Genomic DNA, 23,388 nt, shown 5'->3' with positions numbered 1-23,388 from the left:
TGAAAATCTTTGGCATCTTTAATCGATATTAAACAACGAATAACTTCTACGCGTAAAACAAGTCAAATTACAAAAGCTATGCAAATGGTATCAGCAGCAAAGCTAGGTCGTGCAGAATCTAATGCTCGTTCCTATGGGCCTTACGTTTCTAAAATCAAAGACGTAGTAACACATGTTGCTGGCACTGGTAACAGTAGCGACCATCCAATGCTTGTATCTAGACCTGTTCACCGTACTGGTTATATCGTACTTACTTCTGATACTGGACTTGCCGGTTCTTACAATAGTTCCGTAATCAAAGAAGTATTCCAAGAAATTAATAAAAAGCATACGTCAAGTGATGAATATGCAATAATCACTGTAGGTAGATCTGCTCGTGACTTCTTCAAAGCACGCCAAATGAACGTGGTTTTAGAAGTGCAAGGTATTACAGATCACCCGATATTTGCGGAAATTAAAGATATTGCTAGTAACACAGTTCAAATGTTTGAAGATGGTGTTTATGACGAGGTTTTCATTTATTATAATCACCATATCAATTCTATTTCCAGCGAACTGAGAAAAGAGCAATTATTGCCACTGACAGAATTTCACGAAAAAGGCCAAGAAACAGATGTAGACCTTACTACATATGAATTCGAGCCTTCCGAACAAGAAATCCTTGAAGTACTATTACCGCAATATGTGGAAAGCCTAATTTTCGGAGCACTTCTGGATGCCAAAGCCGCTGAACATGCTGCTCGTATGACTGCCATGAGAAGCGCGACAGACAATGCATCCGATTTAATCAGTGACTTATCACTACAATATAACCGTGCTCGCCAAGCTGCGATCACGCAAGAAATTACCGAAATCGTCGGAGGAGCAGCCGCACTCGAATAGAAGTCGGCGTTTCTTGTAACGTCCCTATAAAGGGGAAGGTAAGTGAGGAGGAATCATTGCATGTCTAAAGGACAAGTAATCCAAGTTATGGGTCCAGTTGTAGACGTTAAATTTGAAGGTGGAAACTTACCTGAAATCTACAACGCCCTAGTTATTGAATATAAATCTGATGCAGAAGAAGCACCAACTAGCCAACTTACTTTAGAAGTAGCCATCCAATTAGGTGATGACGTTGTACGTACAATCGCAATGGCATCAACAGATGGAGTTCAAAGAGGTATGGAAGTTATTGATACTGGAAGCCCAATTACAGTTCCAGTTGGTACAGTAACTCTTGGTCGTGTATTTAATGTATTAGGAAACACCATCGATTTGGACGAACCACTTCCAAGCGATATTAAACGTAATAAAATTCACCGCGAAGCTCCAACTTTCGATCAATTAGCAACAACAACTGAAATTCTTGAAACAGGAATTAAAGTAGTTGACTTGCTAGCTCCTTACTTAAAAGGTGGTAAAATCGGATTGTTCGGTGGTGCCGGTGTTGGTAAAACCGTTCTAATTCAAGAGCTTATCCATAATATCGCACAAGAACATGGTGGTATTTCTGTGTTCGCTGGCGTTGGAGAACGTACTCGTGAAGGTAACGACCTTTACTTCGAAATGAAAGATTCAGGCGTTATTGAAAAAACAGCGATGGTATTCGGTCAAATGAACGAGCCACCAGGTGCGCGTATGCGTGTTGCCTTAACTGGTCTAACAATTGCTGAATATTTCCGTGATGAAGAACATCAAGACGTACTTTTATTCATTGATAACATTTTCCGTTTCACACAAGCTGGTTCAGAGGTTTCGGCTTTACTAGGTCGTATGCCATCTGCGGTAGGTTACCAACCAACCCTAGCTACTGAAATGGGTCAATTACAAGAACGTATTACATCTACTAACGTTGGATCTGTTACTTCTATCCAAGCGATTTATGTGCCAGCCGATGACTATACTGACCCGGCTCCGGCTACAACTTTCGCCCATCTAGATGCAACAACTAACTTGGAACGTAAATTAACGGAACAAGGTATTTATCCAGCGGTAGATCCACTTGCTTCTACATCTCGTGCGCTTTCTCCTGATATTGTTGGGGAAGAACACTATGCAGTAGCAACGGAAGTACAACGTTTATTACAAAGATATAAAGAGTTACAAGACATCATCGCAATCTTAGGTATGGATGAGTTATCTGACGAAGATAAACAATCTGTTTCTCGTGCGCGTCGTGTCCAATTCTTCTTATCCCAAAATTTCCACGTTGCAGAACAATTTACAGGCCAAAAAGGTTCTTATGTTCCTGTTAAAGAAACAGTTAAAGGATTCAAAGACCTATTAGCTGGAAAATACGACCATATCCCAGAAGATGCATTCCGTTCAGTTGGACGCATTGAGGATGTTCTTGAAAAAGCAAAAGACATGGGCGTTGAAGTCTGATAAAAACAGGAGGAAATACGTATGGGTTCATTAAATGTTAGTATTGTTACTCCAGACGGCCCTGTTTATGAAGGCGTTGCTCAAATGGTTATTGCTAGAACAAAAGCAGGTGAACTCGGTATTTTACCTGGCCATGTTCCACTAGTCGCTCCTCTTAAAATCGACATCGTTCGCTTAAAAGTAGAGTCTGGTGAGGAATGGGTCGCTGTCAATGGTGGCTTTATGGAAGTAAACGGCGAAGAAGTTAATATTCTCGCAGATACTGCCGAACGCGAACAAGATATTGACATTGATCGCGCTGAAAAGGCAAAAGAACGCGCAGAAGACGAACTTAGCCGAGCAAAAGAACAAAAAGTGGACGAAGTAATGGCTCGCCTTGCACTACAAAGAGCTATCAACAGAATTCACGCAAAAGAACACAATTAATAGTCATCTCACTTCCTGGCCACCGTGTCAGGAAGTTTTTTTATATACTCATAAGTGCATTAACTGTTTTTTCCTAGCAGTATTTGTTAAAATGAGTAGTAGCGAAATATGAGGAGCGAACACATGTATAATATTATTATGGAATCACCATATGTCATCATCATTTCACATTTACTATTTATAGTTATTACTTTCTGGGCATTACAAGCCATTAACTATGAGAAATTCATCAAGAAAAATCATGTAACACAAGCTAGATTACTATTTGTGATTATTTCTATTGTATTGGGTTATACGTTAAGCAACTTTTTCTTGGATTATTTAGCAGCCTCCAAACAGTTAATTAATTTTTTTAGTTGAGAAGAAGCAGTATAATAGCCGGAAATTAATAGAAGCTTATAACAACTTTAATATTACGTTAAAATCAGTTGATATTTAAGGGTGATAAGTGGTAGAATTACTAAGATATGTTTTAATTTAAATTTTGATTAATAAAATTCGATAAATGATTTAGTTATTAGTAACGCGGAGGGGTTCTTTTTGGAAAAAATTATTGTACGCGGTGGAAAACAGTTAAATGGTTCTGTGAAAATGGAAGGTGCCAAAAATGCTGTATTACCGGTAATAGCTGCTACATTACTTGCGAGTAAAGGTACTAGCGTATTAAAAAATGTCCCAAATTTGTCTGATGTATTCACAATTAATGAAGTTCTTAAATATTTAAATGCAGATGTTTCTTTTGTAAATGATGAAGTGACAGTTGATGCAACAGGAGAAATCTCTTCTGATGCACCTTTTGAGTATGTTCGTAAAATGCGTGCTTCCATTGTTGTTATGGGGCCACTTTTAGCTCGTACAGGTTCTGCTCGCGTAGCTTTACCAGGTGGATGTGCAATTGGTTCAAGACCAGTTGATTTACATTTAAAAGGTTTCGAAGCAATGGGCGCAGTAGTGAAAATTGAAAATGGCTATATTGAAGCAACTGCTGAAAAATTAGTGGGCGCTAAAGTATACTTAGATTTCCCTAGTGTGGGAGCAACACAAAATATTATGATGGCTGCAACTTTAGCAGAAGGTACAACAGTAATTGAAAACGTTGCTCGCGAACCTGAAATTGTTGATTTAGCCAATTTCCTAAATCAAATGGGTGCTAGAGTAATTGGTGCGGGAACAGAAGTAATTAGAATTGAAGGCGTTAAAGAGCTAACTGCTACTGAACATTCTATTATTCCTGACCGTATTGAAGCAGGTACATTTATGATTGCTGCTGCTATTACTGGCGGAAATGTTCTAATTGAAGACGCAGTTCCTGAACATATTAGTTCATTAATTGCTAAACTTGAAGAAATGGGCGTTCAAATTATTGAAGAAGAGAACGGTATTCGTGTTATCGGACCTGATAAATTAAAGGCTGTAGACGTTAAGACTATGCCACACCCAGGTTTTCCAACTGATATGCAATCCCAAATGATGGTAATCCAAATGCTAAGCGAAGGCACAAGCATTATGACAGAAACGGTCTTTGAAAATCGTTTCATGCATGTAGAAGAAATGCGCAGAATGAACGCTGATATGAAAATTGAAGGACATTCTGTTATTATTTCGGGTCCTGCTAAACTACAAGGAGCAGAAGTTGCAGCAACAGATTTACGTGCAGCAGCAGCGCTTATTCTTGCAGGTTTAGTTGCAGATGGCTACACACAAGTAACTGAGTTGAAGTACCTTGATCGCGGCTATAATAATTTCCACGGAAAATTACAATCGCTTGGAGCGGATGTTGAACGTGTAGATGATGCCAAAATTGATGTAACAAACTTAGCATCTCTATTCTAATTTTAAATGTTAAAAACCGTATCTTTTTGATGCGGTTTTTTTATTTGTCGTGAAAAAAACCATGTTGTTCTAAAATATACATTCCAGCCTTAGATAAATTATGCTATAATTCAAAATGAGATGTAAAATTAGGTGCACACCACGAAAGGAGTTAAAGTATAAATGGCAAAAGATGTTGGTATCGATTTAGGTACAGCCAATGTATTAATTCATGTTAAAGGAAGAGGAATCGTTGTAAACGAACCTGCAGTTGTCGCTGTGAACAATAAGACAGGGCAAGTTCTAGCCGTTGGATCAGAAGCAAGAGATATGGTTGGTAGAACGCCAGGAGACATTACGGCAATTAAGCCTATGAAAGATGGGGTTATTGCTGATTTTGATATTGTTCAAGAGATGCTGCGTTTCTTTATACAAAAGTTAAATTTAAAAACCTTTTTTTCACGGCCGCGTATTTTAATTTGTTGTCCAACGAATATTACTTCAGTCGAGCAAAAAGCCATTCGAGAAGTTGCTGAAAAAAGTGGTGGAAAACAAGTATTCCTAGAAGAAGAACCTAAAGTTGCTGCTATTGGTGCCGGCATGGATATTTTTGAGCCTTCTGGTAACATGATTATTGATATCGGTGGAGGTACTGCAGATGTTGCTGTATTATCCATGGGTGATATCGTAACTAGTCAATCAGTAAAAGTTGCTGGTAACAAATGGGATGCCGATATTTTAAATTATGTTAAACGTAAATATAACGTACTTATTGGTGAAAGAACTGCTGAAAATATTAAAGTAACAATCGGTACTGCTTCCCAAGGTGCTAAAGAAGAAAAAATGGAAATTCGTGGTAGAGATTTAGTAAGTGGTTTACCTAAAACAATTTCGATTACAAGTTCTGAAGTAGAAGAAGCGATTCACGATTCATTACACTTAATGGTACTAGCTGCTAGACAAGTATTGGAGCAAACACCTCCAGAACTTTCAGCGGATATTATTGACAGAGGAATTATCATGACTGGTGGCGGATCTTTACTACATGGTTTAGATGAATTAATGTCTGAACAATTAAAAGTTCCGGTCTTAATTACTGAGAATCCTTTAGATGTGGTAGCTCTTGGTACTGGCATTTTACTTGACTCACTTACAAATAAAAAACGTAATAAATTCTAAAGTTGAATTTGGGGGATGTATATGTTAGATATTAAAAAAATCAAAGAAATCTTACCTCATCGTTATCCATTTTTATTAGTAGATAGAGTTATTTCTGTTGAAGAAGGCAAAAAAGTTACTGCTATAAAGAATGTAACGGCAAACGAAGAATTCTTTAATGGGCATTTTCCAGAGTATCCGGTTATGCCGGGTGTACTAATTGTAGAAGCATTAGCTCAAACAAGTGGAATTGCAATGATGCAAAGTGAAGCTAACAAAGGGAAAATTGGTTTGTTTGCTGGGATTGATGGTTGTCGTTTTAAACGTCAAGTTGTCCCAGGTGACCAATTATTACTTGAAGCTGAAATCACTCGCATGAGAGGCGCGATTGCAAAAGCAAAAGTGAAAGCGACCGTAGAAGGCGATTTGGTTTGTGAAGCGGAAATTATGTTTGCTTTATCAGATGTACCAAAATAAAAAGATTAGCACTGAAGCCCAAATGGGTTTTGGTGCTTTTTTTCATGTACTCAGAATAGCATGGGTTTAAAAAAGTTACAAAGTACTAAAATGATGTTTTAGAGTAAAATACCCCCGGGAAAACGTATTTTTCTGTTAGGCAAAAATACCCTTTTCGTTGCTCTATACCTAGTGAAAATGCAGTTTTAGCTATTTTACAAAGAAATTTTTATCCAATATAATCGCTATACACCAAAAGAAAGAGGCGATTAGATGATTAATCAAGTAACTTTAGTAGGGCGATTAACGAAAGAACCAGAATTGAAATGGACCACGGAAGACCGAGCTGTGTTGAACTTAACCCTCGCTTTGAACCGTTTCGGTAAAAATAAACGAGTAGAAAGTGATGCTGATTTTATTCAATGTGTTATTTGGGGCAAAAGAGCAGAAGCAACGGCGGAATTTTGCAGTAAAGGTCAATTAGTTGGTATTGTCGGTGAATTACAATCGCGGAATTATTTAAATAAAGAAGAGCAAAAAATCTATATTACCGAGGTATTAGTTCATCAGATTAGATATTTATCAAGCCGCAATAAAGAAGAAAACGTAGTGAATATCCCTCAGGAAGACGAAGAATGATGTAATACTTTGTTATAAAGAGCTCTATTTCATCATGAATTTTAGAGAAAATGGATGAAAAAACCGCAAATAAGGACGATTTTACTTTCTATTTGTAATGGAAAAATTTTCCAATTCGGTGAAACAAAATAGTTTTATTCACTTATTGAACTATCCTAAATGATATTAGTGAGCTTCTGAACCACAACTGCAAGCTAGGATAACTTGAATCCCCCAGAAATAGAGCCAGACCCAATAAAAATCAGACAATAATGGCAATTTACAAATATTGCAGGAAAACGGATACTATTTGAAGCCATGTCATACATGCTTAATTTTTTAGTAACCAAGCTACTAGTTTCGTATGGTACGATTGTTCTCGAAAGTTATCAAGGAGGGAAAATAAGTACATGAAAAAAACAGTAGTAGCCATTGCGGCTGGTTTAATTATTGCAGGATCTGGTTCAACTCAAGCTTTTGCGGCTGAGTATAAAGTGCAAGATGGTGATTCGCTTTGGAAAATATCAAATGAAAATAATGTTTCTATAAAACAATTAAAAGAAGACAACAATTTAAGCTCTAACTTGATTTTTCCAAATCAAACACTACAAGTAAATAGTGGGGAAGAAAAAGCCACTACTAGCAATGATTCCAAATATACAGTTGTTGCTGGAGACACACTTAGCCATATCGCTTTAAATTATGGCGTAACAGTTAACCAATTAAAATCATGGAATAATCTTTCTTCTGACTTAATTATAGTCGGTCAAAAATTATCTGTTGGTAATAATGCGGCATCAAATGAAAATAATACAACAGCAGATAATTCCAGCAATAAAGTAACCGAACAACCAAAAGAAGAAAAAGCAGCACCAGCAACTCAAAAATCAACTTCATCTAATGAAGCATCTTCCAACAGCTCTTCTAACTCTTCCGCAGCTCAAGGGAATGTTTCAAAAGAGATTACAGTAACGGCAACTGCATATAGTAAAGCTGAGCCTGGCTTGAGCCATATGACAGCAACTGGTATTGATTTAAATGATAATCCACGGGTTATTGCGGTCGATCCATCTGTTATTCCTTTAGGATCAAAAGTATATGTTGAAGGATACGGACAAGCAATTGCAGCCGATACTGGTGGCGCGATTAAAGGAAATAAAATTGATGTACATTTAAACTCAGTACAAGAAGTTAATAACTGGGGCGTAAAACAAGTTAAAGTACAAATTTTAGATTAATTTGTTCCATATCGAAAGACTGTAAATGGCATTATGCTGTTTACAGTCTTTTTTGTAGATTAAAAATAGGAAGCGCCCTTATTTTATGATAAACTTATACATAATAAAGTTTTTTAGGAGATACATATGAAAAAGCAGGAAATTTCAATTTTAAATATACCTTTTTATAATACGACGCAAGCAGGATTTGTGGAGGAGCTATATAAAGCAACGCAAAATGAGGAGCGGCGATTTGTAGTTACGGCTAATCCGGAAATTGTTATGCATGCTCGGACGGATAAAGAGTTCGAGGGTATTTTGCGGCAAGCTGATTATATTGTTCCTGATGGCATTGGAATTATAATGGCTTCTGAAAAACTTGGAGAGCCTTTAAAAGAACGTGTGACTGGTTATGATACGATGGTTGGTTTATTGAATAAGCCGCTGCGCTGTTATTTTCTAGGTGCGAAACCGGAAGTTAGTGAATCGGTCGAAGCAAAAGTACACGAAAAGTATCCGCAAGCTATCGTTTGTGGAGTGCATCATGGTTATTTTGATGCGTTAGAAAGTGAAGCAATCGCTAAGGTAATAGCTGCGGCAGAGCCAGATGTAATCTTTGTTGCGTTAGGTTCGCCTGCGCAAGAAAAATGGATTTTATCTCAGATGGCCAATTTTACTAAAGGTATTTTTATTGGTGTAGGAGGAAGCTTTGATGTTTTAACGGATAATGTGAAGCGCGCTCCAAAAATATGGATAAAATTAAAATTAGAATGGGTGTACAGGCTGCTTTCTAATCCTTCTCGCTGGAGACGTTTTTTTGCAATACCTCAATTTATGCTTGTTATTCGAAAAGAGCGCAAGCGTTTGAAAAAGGGTGAGTAAATGTATTTTCAAAAAGCAAGGCTAATTCATGCAGAACTGCCGCTCATTGCCCCTTTTAAGACGAGTTATGGGGAATTGAAAAGTAAAGATTTTTATATTATTGAGCTGGTGAATGAGGACGGGATATGCGGATACGGGGAGTTGGAAGCTTTTCCGTTACCTGATTATACGGAAGAAACCTTAGACACTGCTATTTCTATTGTTAAGCAGCATTTGCTTCCACTTCTTGTGCGAAAAGAGATTCGTAATCCGGAAGAAGTGCATCAGCTATTTAGTTGGATTCAAGGAAATGAAATGGCGAAAGCGGCTGTTGAGCTTGCTGTTTGGGATGCTTTTGCAAAGAGTGAGCAGCGTTCTTTAGCTGAAATGATTGGCGCGACAAACCGTTCGATTGCCGTTGGTGTCAGTGTTGGTTTGCAGCAGGACGTGGGAGCATTAGTTCAATTAGTTGAGCGTTACGTGGATGAAGGTTATGAAAGAGTGAAATTAAAAATCGCTCCGCACAAAGATATTCCATTTGTAGCTGCTGTTCGCAAAAAATTTCCAAATCTAAGCTTGATGGCGGATGCGAATTCAGCGTATAATAGAGAAGATTTGTTTCTGTTAAAGGAATTAGATCAATACAATTTAGAAATGATTGAGCAGCCATTTGGAACTAAAGATTTTGTGGATCACGCTTGGTTGCAAAAACAATTAAAAACGCGGATTTGTTTGGATGAAAATATTAGGTCGCTAGCTGATGTAAGACAGGCGCATATGTTAGGTAGCTGTCAGGCGGTTAATTTAAAATTAGCGCGCGTTGGAGGTATGTCTGAGGCGCTCAGGATAGCTGAATATTGCAAGGATAATCATTTACTTGTCTGGTGTGGCGGGATGCTAGAAGCTGGGATTGGTAGAGCGCATAATATCGCGCTAGCTGCTAGAGAAGAATTTGTTTTCCCAGGAGATATTTCTGCATCAGATCGTTATTTTAACGAAGATATTGTTTCGCCAGCTTTTACGCTAACTCAAGGTAAACTTCATGTACCTGTTAACCAAGGTATTGGAGTGACGTTGGATTTTGACGTGTTACAAAAATATACTATTTCAACAGAAGAAATTTTGCTAAATAAAGGATGGAGCTGAAAAAATATTGCTAATATGGAGTATATTGATTAGCTTTGCAGTTGGTATCATTATGGTGCCGATAATAAGGAAATTTGCTTTTCGAATTAATGCGGTAGATACGCCGCGTGAAAGGCACAAACATACGAAGACAACAGCCACTTTAGGTGGATTAGCTATTTTTATAAGTTTTTCGGTAGGAATGCTCTTAGCACCAATAGATAAATCTGGTTTTCTGCCTATTTATTTCGGGGCTTTAATTATTATCACTACAGGTTTTATTGATGATATATTTGATTTATCGCCAAAATGGAAAATGCTCGGACAGATTTTAGCTGCTCTATGCGTAACTGTTTGGGGAGATATTACCATTAATTTTATTAACGTTCCTTTTTATGGACAATTGGATTTTGGGTATTTTGCGATTCCGTTATCGATTATATGGATTGTGGCAATTGTGAATGCGTTGAACTTAATTGATGGGTTAGATGGTCTTGCAGGCGGTATTTCTATTATTGCGTTAATGACGATTGCAGGTATGGCTTTGCTTTTAAAAGATGCCTTTGTTGCTCCAGTTGCGTTAATTCTTGCTGCGGCAGTTGCGGCATTCTTGATTTATAATTTTCCTCCAGCTAGTATTTTTATGGGGGATACGGGGGCGCTGTTTCTCGGTTATATGATTGCTGTTTTATCGCTTATGGGCTTTAAAAATGTTACTTTTATTTCGCTATTAGTGCCACTTATTATTTTGGGAGTACCTTTATCAGATACTTTTTTTGCGATTGTAAGGCGATTAAAAGAACGGATGCCAATCTCTTCAGCAGATCGGTCGCATATTCACCATAGATTAATGGCGCTTGGTTTTACAGAGAAACAGACGGTATTATTAATTTATTGTATGGCACTTTTATTTTCAATGACAGGATTTGTTTTTTCGTTTTCCACAGCTTGGGGAGCGATGCTATTACTTTTATTATTAATCTTTAGTATTGAAATTATTGTTGAATTTATTGGATTGATTGGGGAAGATTACCGGCCAATTCTTAATTTACTACAAAAGATACATCGAAAACGAAAATAAAAAAACCAACAACTAATTATTAGTTGTTGGTTTTTGTTTTAGTTAGAACTGCTTGTTTTGCTAGAACTTTCATCGGCATATGGTGTTGCGCCAGGGAATGGTTGTTTAATTCCAAGTTCATCGGCAAATTCGTTGGAAATACTTTGGACAGAGCTTTCATTAAGTTTGTAGTAATAAATGCCATCCATTGGGTTGCTGTCCCCTTTTAAGTTGAGGGATTTAATATCAATAGTATTAGTCATTCCAAATTTTGCGATAGAAAGCATTTGATTGAAAGTTAAGTTGGTTTTCATGTTATCGCCAACAACTTCAATGATATCGGAATATTTACTTACAGAAGAAACAGATGTTGCTTCACTTACAATAGATTTAATGATTAATTGTTGTCGTTTACCACGTTCGATATCGCTATCGATGTGTCTAGTACGAGCTAGTGCTAAAGCTTGTTCAGCGTTAAGGTGTTGTGGACCTTTTTTCAGTGTGATTGCATTAGCGTTATCTTTAGAATCTTGTTCCGTGAAATTAACTGGAACATCTACATCAATACCATCTAAAGCATCAATAATTTTAAGGAAGGCATCAAAGTCGAAACGAACATAATAATCGATTGGAATTTTGAATTCTTCTTCTACAGTTTTCATCGTAAGTTCTGGACCACCATAAGCGTGTGCTGCATTGATTTTTGTGTACTTATCAATTTCTTTGGCGGAATCTTCAATATGAACATATGAATCACGAGGGATACTTGTCATTTCTACACGTGCATCTTTAACATTAAAAGTTGCTAAGATCAATGAGTCGCTTCGGGGATTCCCGTTGGCTGCACGTGTTGTACTTGTATCAACACCAATAATTAAAATAGAAAAACTGTCTTTAATAGGTTCAACGTCATTTGTTCGAAGTGTGGAGGCTTTTCCGTTCCTCACATTATCATAAGAGTTGTCTGCTGCGAGTTTCGTCTTGCTAAAAAGATAAGTGCCATATCCGACACCTGCAAGGACTAAACACATCACAGGAATTAGAATCCAGAATAAAATTTTTCGTCTACGTTTGTACTTCTTGCTGCTTCTTCGGCTATCATCAGTGCCTTTACTCATATATTAATTCTCCTTATAGTCACTTTTCTAAGTTTTATTGTAGCATTTGTTGAACTAAAGAATGTTACGCCCGATTTACGGTTTCTTTAATTTTTAAACTTTGATGTTATTATACAGAAATTATTTAGAAAAAAATACAAAAAAGATGATATCTTTCAAAAATGTAATATTTGTACTATTTTAGTAGCATTTGATAATTACTGATTTCACAAACTTTACCGGAATGCAAATCCAATTCTTGCCCAGTTGTACTTAGCTCAAAACCTAGCTTTTTCAATAGTTTTATAGAGGCAATATTTTCGGGAAGAACTTTAGCTGTAATCATTTTATATGGAAGATGTGGTTTTATTGTAGTAAAAAAATGTGTCAAAATTTCAAACATAAGACCTTGACGCCAATGACTTTTTGCAAGTTCGTATCCAATTTCGACTGTTTGGTTCTTTTTATTAATATCATTAATTCCGAGTGAACCGATAGCATGTAAAGAATCATTAGTCGTAAAAATCGTATATCTACAAGCATTAGGTTCATTTTCGATTGCTTGAATCATTTCCTCGGCTTGGAGAATGGTCGAAAACTTCTCGATGTTCATAAACTGAGCTACCTCATTGTCAGACCAAATATCAAATAAGGTAGAGGCATCAGCAAGCGATGTTTTTCTTAAAGTAGTTCGTTCGGTAGAAATAGTAGCTGGTAATTGGAAAAATATGTTTGTGGACATGCTAAGTGACATCCTTTTCTCTATATTTTTGTGGTCCTTCTTTATATTCAAGTTGACCATTGGCAATTTCTGTAATCCAGTGAAAAAAATCTTGTAGTTCGTCGTTATCGACAAATACATGGAGCACCACTTTTTCAGTGAATTCTTTACGATCGATTTGATATGCTTTTTGTTCAAGCGCATTTTCGATTTTTCCGAGCAATGGATAGGCGAAAGAGCATTCGACAATAGTGGCTAGTTTACATTCGACCATGCCGATTGTTTGGATGGCTTCGCTAACAGCACTACCGTAAGCGCGAACTAGACCACCAGCGCCTAGTTTTGTTCCACCAAAATAACGAGTTACTACGACAGCTACATTTTTTAAAGATTTCTTTTTTAAAACTTCTAACATGGGGACGCCAGCTGTTCCGCTTGGTTCTCCGTCATCATGTGCTTTTTGAAATTGGTCATTTTCTCCTATTATATAGGCAGAACAATTATGGGTAGCATCGCGGTGCTCTTTTTTGATTGCTTGAATGAATGTTTGTGCTTCAAATTCTGTTGTCACTCGCTTAATATGGCAAATAAAGCGAGATTTTTCAATAATTATTTCGTGTTTTCCATCGCTATGGATGGTTAAATAATGATCCAACATAAGGAACCTCCATAAGTTGATGCATTCAGCCTGCTTTTATTTTATCCGAAAGCAAAGCGATTGTATAGATATTTTTCTAAGTGCGGTGGGTGAAGTGACGGCAAATTCGTGTTATAATAAAAACTACTATTACTTTAGACTGGTTTTCAATTGTTTTTTATAGGCATATAGGAGTAATTTTCTGAGACTATGCAGTATAATTAAGAGAAGGTTTGTATTGAAAATAGGTAAGTTTGAGTAAATAGTACTTAAAAGAGAAATGTTTATTTGCCAATTTGATGGCAGGGATTATAAGGTTAAGCGGTTTTGCTACTTAAAAAGGTTGATGTTTTCGATTGCAAAGAGGCTTGGTGAAATTAGATAAGTGAAGGAGGAGTAGTCATTATGGCACTCAAAATCATGATTGTAGATGATCATCAGTTGTTTCGCGAAGGTATCAAGCGAATTTTAGAGTTGGAAGATTCTTTTGAGGTCGTAGCGGAAGCTGAAAATGGTAAAAATATCGTAGCAAAAGTTCGCGAATATAAACCAGATATTGTTTTAATGGATATTAATATGCCTACTGTGAACGGACTTGACGCAACAGAAATGTTAGTACGTCAATTTCCTAGTATTAAAGTAATCGTTTTGACTATTCATGACACAGATGAATATGTAACAGAGGCACTCAGAGCTGGAGCAGTCGGCTATTTATTAAAAGAAATGGACGCGCATGAACTTGTAGAAGCAGTTAAAATTGTTGATAATGGAGGCGCGTATATTCATCCGCGTGTAGCGATTAAATTAATTCGCGAATACCGCCATTTAGCAAGTACAAACACTTCGCAAGGCGTATACGGCTATCAACAACCAGAAGTGAAAATGCCATTACACATCTTAACACATAGAGAGTGCGAGGTATTACAACTTCTTACCGATGGAAAAAGTAACCGCGGAATTGGGGAAACACTTTTCATCAGTGAAAAAACAGTAAAAAACCATGTAAGTAGTATTTTACAAAAAATGAAAGTGAATGATAGGACTCAAGCGGTGGTAACGGCAATTAAGCACGGCTGGGTATACATTCGCTAAAGAAATTTCAGGGGGACTATATGAACGAAAAAATAGCAGTGGTTACTGACAGCACAACTTATTTGCCAGATGAAGTGAAAGAGCAGCTACGAATTCATGTCGTGCCACTTTCTGTAATAATTGATGGGAAATCTTATCGCGAAGGTGAGGAGTTATCTGCGGCCGATTTTTACCAAAAAGTAAAAGAAGCCGAAAGTTTTCCAACGTCCTCTCAACCTGCCCCAGGAGAATTCATTCAATTATTTGAATCGCTGAAAGAACAAGGTTTTGATACAGTAGTCAGTATTCATCTATCAAGTGGAATTAGTGGTACTTTTCAAAATGCAGCTTCAGCGGGAGAGCTAATTGAAGGGCTCAATGTAGTTGCTTATGATTCAGAACTTTCTTGTATGGCACAAGGAATGTTTGCTGTGAAAGCAGCTGAAATGGCTTTAGCAAATAAACCATTAGATGAAATTATCCAAGAATTAGATAAAATAAAACAAGCGCAAAATGCTTATTTTATGGTAGATGATTTAAATAATCTCCAACGCGGAGGTCGTTTGAACGGAGCCCAAGCACTTGTTGGTAGCTTGCTTCAAATCAAGCCGATTCTCCATTTTGATGATAAACAAATTGTCTTATTTGAAAAAGTAAGAACGCAAAAGAAAGCACTAAAACGTATTGAAGATATTCTGCAAACAGCTATTCAAAACAAAACGGCAGAAAAAGCTTACGTTATTCACGGAAACGACCCAGAAAAAGGTGAAGCGTGGCTGGCCCATTTAGAAGCGAAATTTCCAGAAGTAATATTCGAATTGAGCTATTTTGGCCCGGTTATCGGAACTCACTTAGGCGAAGGTGCTCTTGGATTAACTTGGTCAATAAAATAAAAAAATCTCCGGCTTTTAGCTGGAGATTTTTTTCGTATAGGGTAAAATTGCTTTTTCAGTCGTTTGAGGTGGTAGAAAGGCTAGTTTTTCTCTAGGGGGAAAATGCCGTTTTACTGGTGAATACATACTCGAAAATAAGAAATTCACTTCTGCAAGAAAAAACTAAATGATGTATAACTAAGGGGAGGTGAATACAGATGGACATTTTCCCGGGTAGGTTATATCAAGAACGCGAAATAGAATCGACAGTAGGATTAGCCGAGGTGGCGGCAATTTCAAACAATAAATGCTTTCGCTGTGGAAATACAAATCGGCATTTATTTGGTAAAATGTCCTGCGCATCATGCGAGAAAGATGATTGCATGTATTGTCGAAATTGTATTGTTATGGGACGAGTAAATAGTTGTCAAAAATTATATTATCAACAATCTAAACTATTGCCGGAAACAGAAGACTCATTGTTGAATTGGTCGGGGATTTTATCGCCAGGACAACGAAAAGCGTCTGACGCGGTGGTTACCAGTTTAATAGAAAAGAAGGATATGCTCTTGTGGGCAGTTGCTGGATCTGGGAAAACGGAAATGATGTTTGAAGGAATGGACTGGGCTTTGAGGCAAGGATTTAGAATTTGTCTGGCTTCTCCTAGAGTTGATGTTTGCTTAGAACTTCATCCTCGCTTGCAAGAAGTTTTTCCTGCCCAGAATGTTATTTGTTTATATGGAGATTCGAACGACAATTATCAAGGAGAGCAATTTGTAATCGCTACGACGCATCAGCTCATTCGTTTTTATGAAACATTCCAAGTTATTTTTATTGATGAAGTGGATGCTTTTCCTTATGCGAAAGATCCATTTTTAGAATACGCTGTTAGGAAAGCTAGAACAAAAGAAGGCTCTACAATAATAATTACTGCCACGCCAGAAAAGAAGTGGCAAGAAGAATGCGAAGCCGGAAAACGCAATTTCGTGAAAATCCCCGGACGTTATCATAGGAAGAAACTACCTGTACCGAGAACTTGTTGGATTGGTCCGTGGAAAAAGAATTTAGCGAAAGGGGAAATCTCGCCCAAGCTAATTAACTGGATTAAAAATGTAGAAATGAAAAATCAGCCTGCTTTAATCTTCTTTCCAGAAATCGAGGCAATGAATCAATTTGCGGAGGCCCTTGAAGCAAACGGTTTTATTAGACCTGTGACAGTTCATTCGGCAGATGAGCTCCGTAAAGAGAAAGTAGAATGGCTGCGCGAAGGAAAGATTAAGTTGCTTCTAACAACAACCATTTTAGAAAGAGGCGTTACTTTTACTGATGTCCAAGTAGCTGTATTTGGCAGTGAAGGACGAATTTTTACAGAAGCAGCATTAGTTCAAATCTCAGGAAGAGCGGGGCGGAAAATCTCGCATCCAACAGGTGATGTTTGTTTTTTTCATTATGGTCAAACGATGGAAATGAAGCGAGCCATTGCTCATATTAAAAAAATGAACCAACTAGGAGTGCTGGAAGGGATGCTAGATGAATAATTGTTTGCTCTGCGCGCAGCCAGTTAAACAGACCGCCAGTTGGGAATTAAGTTGGTTGTTCCATAGTCCGCCTATTTGTTGCAAAATTTGCTTAGCTGGATTTGAAAAATTGGCAGGTTCACTCTGTACATTTTGTGGTAAAGAGTCAGCAGAACCAGTTTGCGAAGATTGCCAAGACCGAGATCATTTTTTTGATAGTAATAAATCCATTTACCGCTACAATGATTTTGCCAAAGAATATATGAAAAAATTTAAATTTCAAGGTGATTATGAAATTGGAGCCATTTTCAAAAGCGAATTAAAAAAACTTTTAGCAGGGAAAAACCAGAAAATAGTTCCTATCCCGGTAAGTAAAACTCGTAAATTAGAACGCGGATTTAATCAAACAACCGCCATTTTAAAGCAATCCGATATTTTATATGAGGAAATTCTAGCCAAAAAACATACAGAAAAGCAATCTAAAAAAAACAAAAAAGAACGATTGGCGGCAGAACAAGTATTTTACTTTTCGGGAAAAGCAGTTTGCGAGGTACGTAAGGTACTATTATTTGATGATATTTATACCACAGGAAGTACACTCAACTTGGCGGCGCAAATTTTAAAAGAAGCAGGGGTGGAAAAGGTAAGCGCTCTAACAATATTCAGATAGTCGATATTTATCTCCTAAAAGAGGTTTGCGGAAGCGGGATTAGTGGAATAAAATACTAAATAAAGATAAGTGAATGTAAGCTTCTTAGCTCTTTGTGCAAATGTTTGCAAAACATATCGTTTTCACGTAGACTAAGGGTAAGAAGAATACTCTTCTTTATCGTTATTTTGTTTTATTTCAAAGGAGGAATTGCTATGCTTAAGTACAACATTCGTGGTGAAAATATTGAAGTAACGGAACCGATTCGAGATTACGTTGAAAAGAAAATCGATAAATTAGAACGATACTTTACAGAAACTCCAGACGCTAACGTTCATGTTAATTTAAAAGTATATTCCGATAAAAATGCGAAAGTTGAAGTGACCATTCCGCTCCCAAATCTTGTGCTACGTGCAGAAGAAACAAGTGGAGATTTATATGCTAGCATCGACTTAATTGTAGATAAATTAGAAAGACAAATTCGCAAACATAAAACAAAAGTAAACCGCAAGTTCCGTGATAAAGGCGCTGAAAGAGACTATTTTGCTTATTCAGATGTGAACGGCAGCACACCACCAGAAGAAAATGAGGGAGATTTTGATCTTGAAATTGTAAGAACAAAACAATTTTCATTGAAACCAATGGATAGTGAAGAAGCTGTTTTACAAATGAACTTGTTAGGACATAGTTTCTACGTGTATACGGATGCGGAAACAAACGGTACGAATATTGTTTATTCCCGTAAAGATGGCAAGTATGGTTTAATTGAAACAAACTAATTTAAAATTATAATTACAGGTGGGGGCCAATCTTGGCCTCCATTTTTTTACATTTAGGTGAAGGATTTATGGCATTTTGATAATTTTATTGACTAAAAAGAGATAACCAGTTGTATATTTTAGTTAATAAGTGATAGAATTAGTTTGTATATTTAAGCGAAGATAATTCCTGAAAGTTATTATAGATGAAACTGCGCGATGACAGCGAAAACAGTAGAGGAGAATTTAAATGGCTGGACTATTGAAAAAGATTTTTGAATCAGGAAAAAAAGATGTTAAATATTTGGAGAGAAAAGCAGATGAAATTATTGCTTTAGCAGATGAAACTGCGGCTCTTTCGGATGATGCTCTACGCGAAAAAACAGTAGAGTTTAAAGAACGTGTTCAAAAAGGTGAAACGCTAGATGACTTATTGGTAGAAGCTTTTGCGGTTGCCAGAGAAGGTGCGAAACGTGCACTCGGCCTATATCCATTTAAAGTTCAATTAATGGGTGGGATTGTTTTACACGAAGGTAACATTGCCGAAATGAAAACTGGTGAAGGTAAAACGTTAACAGCGACATTGCCAGTTTATTTAAACGCGCTTTCTGGTGAAGGTGTGCATGTTGTTACGGTCAATGAGTACTTGGCTCATCGTGATGCAGAAGAAATGGGTGTTTTATATAATTTCCTAGGGCTTTCTGTAGGGCTTAACTTAAATGCTTTATCGAGCACAGAAAAACGTGAAGCTTATGCATGTGATATTACGTATAGCACAAATAATGAATTAGGATTTGACTACTTACGTGATAACATGGTCGTTTACAAAGAAGAAATGGTACAACGTCCGCTAGCGTTTGCGGTTATCGATGAAGTCGATTCTATTTTGGTCGATGAAGCGAGAACGCCGTTAATTATTTCTGGAGAAGCTGAGAAATCCACTATTCTATATGTGCGCGCAAATACGTTTGTTCGTACGCTTACAGAAGAGGAAGATTATACAGTTGATATTAAAACAAAATCTGTTCAACTAACCGAAGATGGGATGACAAAAGGGGAAAACTACTTTGATGTAGATAACCTTTTCGATTTAGAAAATACCGTTATTTTGCACCATATTGCTCAAGCGTTGAAAGCTAACTATACAATGAGCTTAGATGTTGACTATGTGGCTCAAGATGATGAAGTGTTAATCGTTGACCAATTTACTGGTCGTATTATGAAAGGCCGTCGTTTCAGTGAGGGATTACACCAAGCACTTGAAGCAAAAGAAGGCGTAACGATCCAAAACGAATCCAAAACAATGGCAACAATTACCTTCCAAAACTATTTCCGTATGTATAAAAAACTTGCCGGTATGACTGGTACAGCAAAAACGGAAGAAGAAGAATTCCGTGATATTTACAATATGCGCGTAATTGAAATCCCAACAAATAAAGTGATTATTCGTGATGATCGCCCTGATTTAATCTTTACTACGATTGAAGCGAAATTCAACGCAGTGGTAGAAGATATTGCAGAGCGTCATGCGAAAGGCCAACCTGTACTTGTTGGTACTGTTGCAATTGAAACGTCTGAGCTTATTTCTAGCAAATTAAAACGTAAAGGAATTAAGCATGATGTCTTGAACGCGAAACAACACGAACGCGAAGCTGATATCATTAAAAATGCTGGTGAACGTGGTGCGGTAACAATCGCAACCAATATGGCCGGTCGTGGTACGGATATCAAACTTGGTGAAGGTACGATTGAAGCAGGTGGTTTAGCCGTTATTGGTACGGAACGCCATGAATCTCGTCGTATTGATAACCAGTTGCGTGGTCGTTCTGGTCGTCAAGGGGACCCAGGTGTGACACAGTTTTATCTTTCTATGGAAGATGAACTGATGCGCCGCTTTGGTTCTGATAACATGAAGTCGATGATGGAACGCTTTGGTATGGCAGAAGATGCTATCCAAAGTAAAATGGTAAGTCGTGCAGTTGAGTCAGCACAAAGACGTGTAGAAGGAAATAACTTTGATTCCCGGAAACAAGTTTTACAATATGATGATGTACTTCGCCAACAACGGGAAGTTATCTATAAACAACGCTATGAAGTAATTAATGCGGAAAACAGCTTGCGTGAAATTATTGAACAAATGATTCAACGTACAGTGAACTTTATCGTTTCGGGCAATGCTTCAAGTCACGAACCAGAAGAAGCGTGGAACTTACAAGGAATTGTTGATTATGTTGACGCGAACTTACTTCCTGAAGGCACAATCACACTAGAAGATTTACAAAATAGAACAAGCGAAGATATTCAAAACCTAATTTTAGATAAAATTAAAGCAGCGTACGACGAAAAAGAAACATTACTACCTCCAGAAGAGTTCAATGAATTTGAAAAAGTAGTTCTGCTTCGTGTTGTTGATACTAAATGGGTTGATCATATTGATGCAATGGATCATTTACGTGATGGTATTCATTTACGTGCTTATGGTCAAATTGATCCGCTTCGTGAGTATCAATCAGAAGGTTTCGAAATGTTCGAAGCGATGGTATCTTCCATCGATGAAGACGTGGCGCGTTATATCATGAAAGCAGAAATTCGCCAAAACCTTGAGCGTGAGCAAGTTGCAAAAGGGGAAGCGGTCAATCCTGCTGAAGGTAAACCAGAAGCGAAACGCCAACCAATCCGCAAAGACCAACATATTGGACGTAACGATCCATGTCCTTGTGGTAGCGGCAAAAAATATAAAAATTGTCATGGTAAAGAAGCATAGATTGAAACAATTTAAAAAGCGCCTGCAAGACGGCGCTTTTTGCTATGAAAGTTTGTAAGTAAATTCAAAAAAGGTGGAATTAGAATGGAATTAGCAGAAATTCGTAATGAACTAGAAAAAACAGCACAGCAAATCAAAGACTTTAGGGGGTCTCTTTGACTTAGACAGCATGGAAGTTCGAATTGCTGAGTTAGAAGACCAAATGTTGGACCCGAATTTTTGGAACGACCAACAAGCAGCGCAAAAAGTAATTAATGAATCCAATGGATATAAAGAAACATACCAAGCGTTCCATGCACTGGAAGAAGAACAAGAAAGCATGGAAATTAGTTTGGAACTTTTAAAAGAAGAAGCAGATGAAGACTTGCAAGCAGAGCTAGAAAAAGATATTAAAGCCTACATGGCGACAATTAGCGAGTTTGAATTAAAACTAATGCTTAGTGATCCATATGACAAAAATAATGCTATTTTAGAACTTCATCCAGGTGCTGGTGGTACAGAATCACAAGACTGGGGCTCAATGTTATTACGTATGTACCAACGCTGGTCTGAGAAAAAAGGCTTTAAAGTGGAAATGCTGGATTACCAAGCAGGAGACGAAGCTGGAATTAAGAGTGTGACTCTACTTATCAAAGGCCACAATGCGTATGGCTACTTAAAAGCAGAAAAAGGCGTGCATCGTCTTGTTCGTATTTCGCCGTTTGACTCATCGGGTAGACGCCATACATCGTTTGTTTCTGTAGATGTAATGCCGGAATTAGATGACGATATCGAAATCGAAGTTCGTACAGAAGACTTGAAAATTGATACGTACCGCGCAACAGGTGCTGGTGGTCAGCATATTAATACAACTGACTCCGCTGTTCGGATGACGCATATTCCATCCGGGATTGTCGTAACGTGTCAATCAGAACGTTCGCAGCTTAAAAACCGTGAACAAGCAATGAAAATGTTAAAAACAAAGCTATATCAAAAAGAACAAGAAGAAAAAGAACGCGAGCTAGCAGAAATTCGTGGAGAACAAAAAGAAATTGGTTGGGGAAGCCAAATTCGTTCCTATGTTTTCCACCCTTACTCCATGGTGAAAGATCATCGCACAAATTACGAAACCGGTAATATTCAAGCGGTAATGGATGGAGATTTAGACGACTTTATCAATGCATATTTGCGTTCTAGGATTGGATAGAACTTATGGTAAATAAAAGAAAGAAACAACCATTATCCCCAATTGTTTCTAAATTAATTGAGTATGTTTATGTCATTATTGGTGCAGCGCTAATTGCACTAGCCTTCAACGTCCTGCTTCTCCCAAATCATGTTGCTTCTGGCGGCGTGAGCGGGATAAGTACGATTATTAATTATTTAACTGGTTGGAACCCTGCTTTTATTCAGTGGGCATTTAATATCCCTTTATTTCTAGCAGGATTATTCTTTTTAGGTTATCAATTTGGTTTAAAAACGTTTGTCGGCACGATGCTTTTGCCGTTTTTTGTGTACTTAACACAAGGTTTAGAACCGTGGACACATGAACCATTAGTCGCTGCACTATTTGGTGGTGTACTAGTGGGAATGGGGCTCGGTATCGTTTTCCGCGGCAAAGCTTCCACTGGTGGTACCGATGTAGCGGCGCAAATTTTGCATAAATATTCCCATTTAACATTAGGGATTTGTGTAGCATTAATTGACGGTTTTGTTGTTATTTCGGCGATGTTTGTTTTTGATATTGAATCTGGACTTTATGCGCTTGTCGGGCTTTTTGCAACAAGTAAAACGATTGATTTGGTTCAAGTTGGCCTTAATCAGTCGAAAACGGTCTTTATCATTTCAGAGAATCAAGAATCAATTCGCCAAGCAATTTTATTTAAAATTGATCGTGGGATTACGCGCCTTTCCGCAAAAGGTGGCTACACGGAAGATGACAAGCAAATTTTGTTATGTGTTATCGCTCAAAGTGAGTTTTCAAGGTTAAAAGAAGTTATAAAAGAGATTGATCCCGAGGCTTTTGTTGTCGTAATGAGCGCCAGCGAAGTAATGGGGGAAGGTTTCACGTCATAAAAAAGTACCATTTCCGCACTTTTTAGTCAGGAAATGGTACTTTTTTTGAGGTTTTAGGGCTGGTTTTTGACAATTATATGACAAACAAGTTTAGCCTAGTTGTAGACTTTGGGCTATTTTAGTTGAATTGGTCTATTCCGGTAGCACGAA

The 23,388-nt window shown here is 37.5% G+C and carries 23 protein-coding genes; 20 read left to right on the top strand and 3 right to left on the bottom strand.

All coding sequences use genetic code 11. The annotated features are described in order from the left end of the window. Positions 1–9: 9 nt before the first annotated feature. The 12 genes from HCJ30_RS12195 (at position 10) to HCJ30_RS12140 (ending at position 11,118) form a co-directional block, all read left to right on the top strand. On the top strand, positions 10–882 hold the full coding sequence (locus HCJ30_RS12195) for a F0F1 ATP synthase subunit gamma (RefSeq protein WP_185392363.1): 873 nt from the start codon (positions 10–12) through the stop codon (positions 880–882). 60 nt (positions 883–942) lie between these two features. Next, positions 943–2,364 (top strand): F0F1 ATP synthase subunit beta, encoded by a 1,422-nt coding sequence (gene atpD, locus HCJ30_RS12190; RefSeq protein ID WP_003723462.1) that lies wholly within the window; start codon positions 943–945, stop codon positions 2,362–2,364. A 21-nt stretch (positions 2,365–2,385) separates the two neighbouring features. Then, entirely contained in the window at positions 2,386–2,790 is a 405-nt protein-coding gene (locus tag HCJ30_RS12185; protein WP_008948766.1) for a F0F1 ATP synthase subunit epsilon, read from the top strand. Positions 2,791–2,913: 123 nt separating this feature from the next. Then, entirely contained in the window at positions 2,914–3,150 is a 237-nt protein-coding gene (locus HCJ30_RS12180) for a DUF1146 family protein (protein ID WP_003727893.1), read from the top strand. 180 nt (positions 3,151–3,330) lie between these two features. Next, a complete protein-coding gene (murA, locus tag HCJ30_RS12175) occupies positions 3,331–4,623 on the top strand; it encodes a UDP-N-acetylglucosamine 1-carboxyvinyltransferase (RefSeq protein ID WP_185392362.1) in 1,293 nt (430 codons plus the stop codon). Positions 4,624–4,785: 162 nt separating this feature from the next. Then, positions 4,786–5,781, top strand: coding sequence for a rod shape-determining protein MreB (gene mreB / locus HCJ30_RS12170; RefSeq protein WP_185392361.1), 996 nt, complete (start codon positions 4,786–4,788; stop codon positions 5,779–5,781). A 21-nt stretch (positions 5,782–5,802) separates the two neighbouring features. Then, the gene (gene fabZ, locus HCJ30_RS12165; protein WP_008948763.1) at positions 5,803–6,237 is read left to right on the top strand and encodes a 3-hydroxyacyl-ACP dehydratase FabZ; all 435 of its coding nucleotides are present in this window, start codon (positions 5,803–5,805) and stop codon (positions 6,235–6,237) included. 252 nt (positions 6,238–6,489) lie between these two features. Further along, positions 6,490–6,855, top strand: coding sequence for a single-stranded DNA-binding protein (locus tag HCJ30_RS12160; RefSeq protein WP_185392360.1), 366 nt, complete (start codon positions 6,490–6,492; stop codon positions 6,853–6,855). A gap of 389 nt (positions 6,856–7,244) precedes the next feature. Beyond that, on the top strand, positions 7,245–8,072 hold the full coding sequence (locus tag HCJ30_RS12155; protein WP_185392359.1) for a 3D domain-containing protein: 828 nt from the start codon (positions 7,245–7,247) through the stop codon (positions 8,070–8,072). A 126-nt stretch (positions 8,073–8,198) separates the two neighbouring features. Beyond that, on the top strand, positions 8,199–8,933 hold the full coding sequence (locus HCJ30_RS12150; protein ID WP_185392358.1) for a WecB/TagA/CpsF family glycosyltransferase: 735 nt from the start codon (positions 8,199–8,201) through the stop codon (positions 8,931–8,933). Next, positions 8,934–10,058 carry an o-succinylbenzoate synthase gene (gene menC, locus HCJ30_RS12145; protein ID WP_185392357.1) on the top strand — a complete coding sequence of 375 codons (1,125 nt, stop codon included), beginning with the start codon at positions 8,934–8,936 and terminating at the stop codon, positions 10,056–10,058. Positions 10,059–10,065: 7 nt separating this feature from the next. Continuing rightward, positions 10,066–11,118: a glycosyltransferase family 4 protein gene (locus tag HCJ30_RS12140; protein ID WP_185392356.1), complete on the top strand. Its 1,053-nt coding sequence runs from the start codon at positions 10,066–10,068 to the stop codon at positions 11,116–11,118. Between the two features lie 38 nt (positions 11,119–11,156). On the opposite strand, the gene HCJ30_RS12135 is transcribed toward HCJ30_RS12140, so the two are convergent. The 3 genes from HCJ30_RS12135 to HCJ30_RS12125 form a co-directional block, all read right to left on the bottom strand. Further along, on the bottom strand, positions 11,157–12,215 hold the full coding sequence (locus tag HCJ30_RS12135) for an LCP family protein (RefSeq protein WP_185392355.1): 1,059 nt from the start codon (positions 12,213–12,215) through the stop codon (positions 11,157–11,159). Between the two features lie 175 nt (positions 12,216–12,390). Beyond that, entirely contained in the window at positions 12,391–12,936 is a 546-nt protein-coding gene (locus HCJ30_RS12130; protein WP_185392354.1) for a GNAT family N-acetyltransferase, read from the bottom strand. Between the two features lies 1 nt (position 12,937). Next, complete coding sequence (locus HCJ30_RS12125; protein ID WP_185392353.1) at positions 12,938–13,573, bottom strand: YigZ family protein; 636 nt, start codon at positions 13,571–13,573, stop codon at positions 12,938–12,940. A gap of 384 nt (positions 13,574–13,957) precedes the next feature. Here HCJ30_RS12125 and degU point away from each other — a divergent pair, with 384 nt between their 5' ends. The 8 genes from degU to HCJ30_RS12085 all read left to right on the top strand — a co-directional run bounded on the left by degU (position 13,958) and on the right by HCJ30_RS12085 (position 23,238). Beyond that, positions 13,958–14,644, top strand: a complete 687-nt coding sequence (degU, locus tag HCJ30_RS12120) for a two-component system response regulator DegU (RefSeq protein ID WP_003722647.1) — start codon at positions 13,958–13,960, stop codon at positions 14,642–14,644. A 20-nt stretch (positions 14,645–14,664) separates the two neighbouring features. Continuing rightward, positions 14,665–15,516, top strand: coding sequence for a fatty acid kinase binding subunit FakB (gene fakB, locus HCJ30_RS12115; RefSeq protein WP_185392352.1), 852 nt, complete (start codon positions 14,665–14,667; stop codon positions 15,514–15,516). 197 nt (positions 15,517–15,713) lie between these two features. Next, positions 15,714–17,033 (top strand): ATP-dependent helicase ComFA, encoded by a 1,320-nt coding sequence (locus HCJ30_RS12110; protein ID WP_185392351.1) that lies wholly within the window; start codon positions 15,714–15,716, stop codon positions 17,031–17,033. Beyond that, positions 17,026–17,682 carry a ComF family protein gene (locus HCJ30_RS12105; RefSeq protein WP_185392350.1) on the top strand — a complete coding sequence of 219 codons (657 nt, stop codon included), beginning with the start codon at positions 17,026–17,028 and terminating at the stop codon, positions 17,680–17,682. The genes HCJ30_RS12110 and HCJ30_RS12105 overlap by 8 nt, the downstream gene beginning before the upstream one ends. A 194-nt stretch (positions 17,683–17,876) precedes the next feature. Continuing rightward, positions 17,877–18,440: a ribosome hibernation-promoting factor, HPF/YfiA family gene (gene hpf / locus HCJ30_RS12100; protein ID WP_003722643.1), complete on the top strand. Its 564-nt coding sequence runs from the start codon at positions 17,877–17,879 to the stop codon at positions 18,438–18,440. Between the two features lie 229 nt (positions 18,441–18,669). Beyond that, positions 18,670–21,183 (top strand): preprotein translocase subunit SecA, encoded by a 2,514-nt coding sequence (gene secA / locus HCJ30_RS12095; protein WP_185392349.1) that lies wholly within the window; start codon positions 18,670–18,672, stop codon positions 21,181–21,183. An 84-nt stretch (positions 21,184–21,267) separates the two neighbouring features. Beyond that, positions 21,268–22,369, top strand: a protein-coding gene (prfB, locus tag HCJ30_RS12090; RefSeq protein WP_115848561.1) for a peptide chain release factor 2 whose coding sequence is annotated in 2 segments (ribosomal slippage) — positions 21,268–21,339 and positions 21,341–22,369 — 1,101 coding nt in all. Because the reading frame shifts where the segments join, the coding sequence is not laid out codon by codon here. Positions 22,370–22,374: 5 nt separating this feature from the next. Continuing rightward, positions 22,375–23,238: a YitT family protein gene (locus tag HCJ30_RS12085; protein WP_185392348.1), complete on the top strand. Its 864-nt coding sequence runs from the start codon at positions 22,375–22,377 to the stop codon at positions 23,236–23,238. Positions 23,239–23,388: the final 150 nt, after the last annotated feature.

The organism is Listeria cossartiae subsp. cossartiae, assembly GCF_014224155.1.
In the GTDB taxonomy this organism is placed as follows: domain Bacteria; phylum Bacillota; class Bacilli; order Lactobacillales; family Listeriaceae; genus Listeria; species Listeria cossartiae.
This window is presented reverse-complemented; position numbering and strand designations above follow the sequence as displayed.